The 4,371-nt window shown below is 60.7% G+C and carries 4 protein-coding genes and 1 pseudogene; 3 read left to right on the top strand and 2 right to left on the bottom strand.

Going from position 1 to position 4,371, the window contains the following annotated elements; genetic code table 11:
* Positions 1-337 (top strand): annotated as a pseudogene (locus ABYB95_RS17820) (bifunctional N-acetylglucosamine-1-phosphate uridyltransferase/glucosamine-1-phosphate acetyltransferase); the annotation flags it as partial.
* On the opposite strand, the gene ABYB95_RS17815 reads toward ABYB95_RS17820, so the two are convergent.
* Both ABYB95_RS17815 and ABYB95_RS17810 read right to left on the bottom strand, forming a co-directional pair.
* On the bottom strand, positions 331-1,029 hold the full coding sequence (locus ABYB95_RS17815; protein ID WP_372659945.1) for a DUF2726 domain-containing protein: 699 nt from the start codon (positions 1,027-1,029) through the stop codon (positions 331-333). The pseudogene ABYB95_RS17820 and the gene ABYB95_RS17815 sit on opposite strands and share 7 nt — an antisense overlap.
* Positions 1,030-1,178: 149 nt before the next feature.
* Complete coding sequence (locus tag ABYB95_RS17810) at positions 1,179-1,676, bottom strand: Lrp/AsnC family transcriptional regulator (protein ID WP_372659943.1); 498 nt, start codon at positions 1,674-1,676, stop codon at positions 1,179-1,181.
* A gap of 137 nt (positions 1,677-1,813) precedes the next feature.
* Between ABYB95_RS17810 and glmS the strand changes: the two genes are divergently transcribed.
* Positions 1,814-3,673: a glutamine--fructose-6-phosphate transaminase (isomerizing) gene (glmS, locus tag ABYB95_RS17805; protein ID WP_372659941.1), complete on the top strand. Its 1,860-nt coding sequence runs from the start codon at positions 1,814-1,816 to the stop codon at positions 3,671-3,673.
* 388 nt (positions 3,674-4,061) lie between these two features.
* Positions 4,062-4,371: VOC family protein (locus ABYB95_RS17800; protein ID WP_372659939.1), on the top strand; the 310-nt coding region annotated here is incomplete at its 3' end.

Below are 4,371 nucleotides of genomic sequence, written 5' to 3'. Positions count from 1 at the left end.
CGTCGAAATCAAGAATTCCACGCTGGCCGATGGTGCCAAGGCCAACCACCTGGCGTATCTGGGCGACGCCACCGTGGGCGAGCGGGTGAACTACGGGGCTGGCAGCATCACCGCCAATTACGACGGTGCCAACAAGCACCGCACGGTGATCGAAGCCGATGTGCACGTGGGCAGCAACTGCGTGTTGGTGGCGCCGGTGACCATAGGGGCTGGGGGCACGGTGGGCGCGGGTTCCACCATCAGCAAGAGCACGCCAGCGGGGGCCTTGTCGGTGGCGCGCGGCAAGCAGGTGAGCATTGCTGATTGGCAGCGCCCAGTGAAAAAGAAGCCTCAGTAACCGCGCAAGTCGTGCGTGCCCGAAAGGGCGCCATTCGCGCTGGTGCGCCGGCCTTCCTTGTCCAGGTCCATCAAACCGCTCAGGCCCAGCACCTCGGAATCGCGAAAACCGGTGGCCGGGTACATCTGGTCGAAGTCCGAGAACTGGCTCTCCAGCTGCTGGATGGCGCTGTCGCGCGCATCTTCTTTGGATATGGGCTGGGGCAGGGCCGCCAGATTGAGCTGGGCGCGAAAGTCGGCCGGCGAAGGCATGCGGTGCAAGCCGTTCTTGAGGAAGACAAAACGCACACCCGCCGTTTTGAGGATGCGGTTCTTGATCTTCACCTTGTGGGCCTTGGCCTTGGCGTTGCTCAGGTGGTATTGCTCGATGTCGAAGGCAAAGAGCGGGCGCCCGTCTTGACCACACACCGCAAAATCCACTTTTTGATTCTGCAGACGCTCCACCGCCCGTTTGCGATCCGACGCCAAGCGCACGGCCAGCATGTTTTTCAGCGGCACATTGGGCAAAACGACTTGGCCGGGAAAGGTGTCGTGCAGGTAGTCGAGCATTTGCACCTGTTCGGGTGTGAGGATGCGCTCGGGCCGGTAGCGGTCCTGACGGCCGGTTGAGCGTGGGAAATAGCGCTTCCAAATCCACACGCCAGTGGCCACCAGCAGCAAGGCCACGGTAAAAGCTATCCACAAAGGCAACATTCAACCTCCAGTAACAAACGGTCTTTTTATAGCCATCAAATTTTAGGAGTCCACTAGCAATCCATTGCACCGCTCATACTCTGTTACAGGGTTTGTGTGAAAAATGTAGCCTTTTGGATTCAAAAAACAGAAAAAACCCGGTTTCCTTCTTACCTGACGACGCCTATGCGCAGCGGCAGGCGGGGATCGAACTTGGCCCGTTTGACGCTGAAAAAGCTCTTCACGTTCCGCACATTGGCTTCGCTGGTGAACAAACTTTGCGCCAATGCCAGGTAGTTCGGCATGTCGGTGGTGTGCACCACCAGCACAAAATCCGGGCCGGGACTGACCCGGTAGCACTGCTGCACACAAGCGTGGGCGACCACGTGTGCCTCAAAGGCGTCCAGCCATTCAGCGCCTTGGCGCTCCAGCGTGATTTCAACCAGCGCGGTGAGTCCGTGGCCCAGGATGGGTGCCAGGCGGTCCGGTTGCAGCAGCGCCACTTCCCGCTCTATCAGGCCCAGGCTGCGCAGCCGCTTGATGCGCCGCAGACTCGTGGGCGGCGAAATATGCGCCAGTTCGGCCAGTTCCTGGTTGCTGCGCGCGGCGTTGCTTTGCAGCAGGTCCAGCAAGCGCAAGTCGGCCTCGTCCAGTGATATTTGTTCCATATTAATTCTTTGTTTGAAATAAATATTCGACGTAGTTATTTTGTGAAATTATCGGTCAATCTTGGTTGAATATTGATGTGAAATGCCAACCTATTGTGTCTACCATCGCTTGCATCAGCATTTATTGGGAGTGGGTTATGTGCGGCATCGTGGCAGGGGTTTCGGGGCGCGACATCGTGCCGGTCTTGGTACAAGGTCTGCAGCGCCTTGAATACAGGGGCTACGACTCCTGTGGCGTTGCGGTGCACAGCGGCGGCTTGAAGCGCGCGCGCAGCATGGCCCGGGTGGCCGACCTGGTGACGCAAGTGGCCAGCGGCCACATCGCCAGTGGCACGGCCATTGCCCACACCCGCTGGGCCACGCACGGCGCTCCGGCGGTGCACAACGCGCACCCGCATTTCAGCCACGGCCCGGGCCAGGTGGATGGGGGTGTGGGCCGCGTGGCGCTGGTGCACAACGGCATCATCGAAAACCACGACCAGTTGCGTGCCGCCCTGGAAGCCAAGGGCTATGTGTTCGAGAGCCAGACCGATACCGAGGTGATCGCGCACCTGGTGGATTCGCTCTACGAGGGCGACGTGTTCGCGGCGCTGCAAGCTGCGGTGGCGCAGTTGCACGGCGCTTTTGCGCTGGCCGTGTTCCACAAAGACGAGCCGCACCGCGTGGTGGGCGCGCGCGCGGGCTCGCCCTTGATCCTGGGCGTGGGTGGTGCAGACAGTTCCGAACATTTCCTGGCCAGCGACGCGATGGCGCTGGCCGGTGTGACCGACCAGATCGTCTATCTGGAAGAGGGCGACATGGTGGACCTGCAGCTGGGCCGCTACTGGATCACCGACGCCCAGGGCCGTTCGCTGGACGCGTCGCAGCGGCCGGTGAAAACCGTGCTGGCCCACAGCGGCGCGGCCGAACTCGGCCCCTACCGCCACTACATGCAAAAGGAAATTTTCGAGCAACCACGCGCCATTGGCGACACGCTCGAAGGCCTGGCCGGCATCTCGCCCGAGCTGTTTGGCGATGGCGCCTACAGCGTGTTCAAAGACATCGACCGCGTGCTCATCCTGGCCTGTGGCACCAGCTACTACAGTGGTTGCACCGCCAAGTACTGGCTGGAAAGCATTGCGCAGATCCCCACCCAGGTGGAAGTGGCCAGCGAATACCGCTACCGCACCAGCGTGCCCGACCCGCGCACCCTGGTGGTCACCATCAGCCAAAGCGGCGAAACCGCCGACACCCTGGCCGCCCTGCGCCACGCGCAGGGATTGGGCATGACACACACGCTCACCATCTGCAACGTGGCCACCTCGGCCATGGTGCGCGAATGCAAGCTGGCCTACATCACCCGGGCCGGTGTGGAAATTGGCGTGGCCTCCACCAAGGCCTTCACCACGCAGCTGGCGGGGCTGTTTTTGCTCACGCTGGCGCTGGCGCAGGCGCGGGGCAAGTTGAGCGAAGAGCAGGAAGCTGCTCACCTCAAGGCCATGCGCCACCTGCCCGTGGCCCTGCAAGCCGTGCTGGCCCTGGAGCCGCAGATCATCAGCTGGTCGGAAGACTTTGCCCGCATGGACAACGCGCTCTTTTTAGGGCGTGGCCTGCACTACCCGATCGCGCTCGAAGGCGCTCTGAAGCTGAAAGAGATCAGCTACATCCACGCCGAAGCCTACCCGGCCGGTGAACTCAAGCACGGCCCGCTGGCCCTGGTGACGGCCGCCATGCCGGTGGTCACCGTGGCGCCCAACGACGCACTGCTGGAAAAGCTCAAGAGCAATATGCAGGAAGTGCGCGCGCGCGGCGGTGTGCTCTATGTGCTGGCCGATGGCGACACCCGCATCCAGAGCGCCGAAGGCATACACGTGATCCGCATGCCCGAACACTACGGCGCCTTGAGCCCACTGTTGCACGTGGTGCCGCTGCAATTGCTGGCGTACCACACGGCGCTGGCCAAGGGTACCGATGTGGACAAACCGCGCAACTTGGCCAAGAGTGTGACGGTGGAGTGAGCGGGGTGCCGATTCAAGGCGTTTGTGTTCTCGACAATTCAAGTCGAAAACAGATTTGGACAAACCTCACCGTTAGATAGGGGTACAGCATGGCGTACCTGTAACTCGATCGAGTCCCGCCAGACAAGGTCGCGGGAACGACTGCTCATGCCTCAGGTGAACTGGAGCTCTCGACCCAGAGCCGACGGTCGCGCATGTTCCGCAAAGCAGTCTCTGAGCGCCCAAGCCTTGTCAGCCTAGTGGGCTCGTGCCACTACCGCATCCGATTTCAAGCCTAGCAGCATGCGTTCCTTGGCTTGCTGGATGGTCGCAGCCAACGAACGTTCAGCGTATACCATCGCGATCATAGAGACACTTTTGTTTGGATAGCCGAGACCGGAGCAACTGAATGCCAGATTCAAATTCCTTGCTAAGCCACATCACTTTGGGTACGAACGACTACGAACGGGCTTCGAAATTCTATGATGCGGTGTTGGCACCATTGGGCATGAGTCGTGTTCCTAAGCCAGCCGGAAAGCCACCGCTTTATGCAAAGAATGGCCAGATGCCTCATCTCTACCTGTACAAGCCATTCGATGGGCGCCCAGCAACATGGGGGAATGGAACGCACATAGCCTTTCATGCAGTTTCGCGCAAAACAGTTGATTTGTTTCACGCGGCGGCGCTGGCGCATGGAGGAAGTGATGAGGGCGCTCCTG

This window comes from Hydrogenophaga sp. (genome assembly GCF_041633695.1).
Lineage (GTDB): Bacteria > Pseudomonadota > Gammaproteobacteria > Burkholderiales > Burkholderiaceae_C > Hydrogenophaga.
Note: the sequence above shows the minus strand (reverse complement) of the source record. Positions and strands in the feature narration are given on the sequence as shown.

Excerpts from the sequence above, each read along its gene's own strand:
- ABYB95_RS17815 (WP_372659945.1), bottom strand. The coding sequence starts at position 1,029 with ATGTTGCCTTTGTGGATAGCTTTTACCGTGGCCTTGCTGCTGGTGGCC.
- ABYB95_RS17810 (WP_372659943.1), bottom strand. The coding sequence starts at position 1,676 with ATGGAACAAATATCACTGGACGAGGCCGACTTGCGCTTGCTGGACCTG.
- glmS (WP_372659941.1), top strand. The coding sequence starts at position 1,814 with ATGTGCGGCATCGTGGCAGGGGTTTCGGGGCGCGACATCGTGCCGGTC.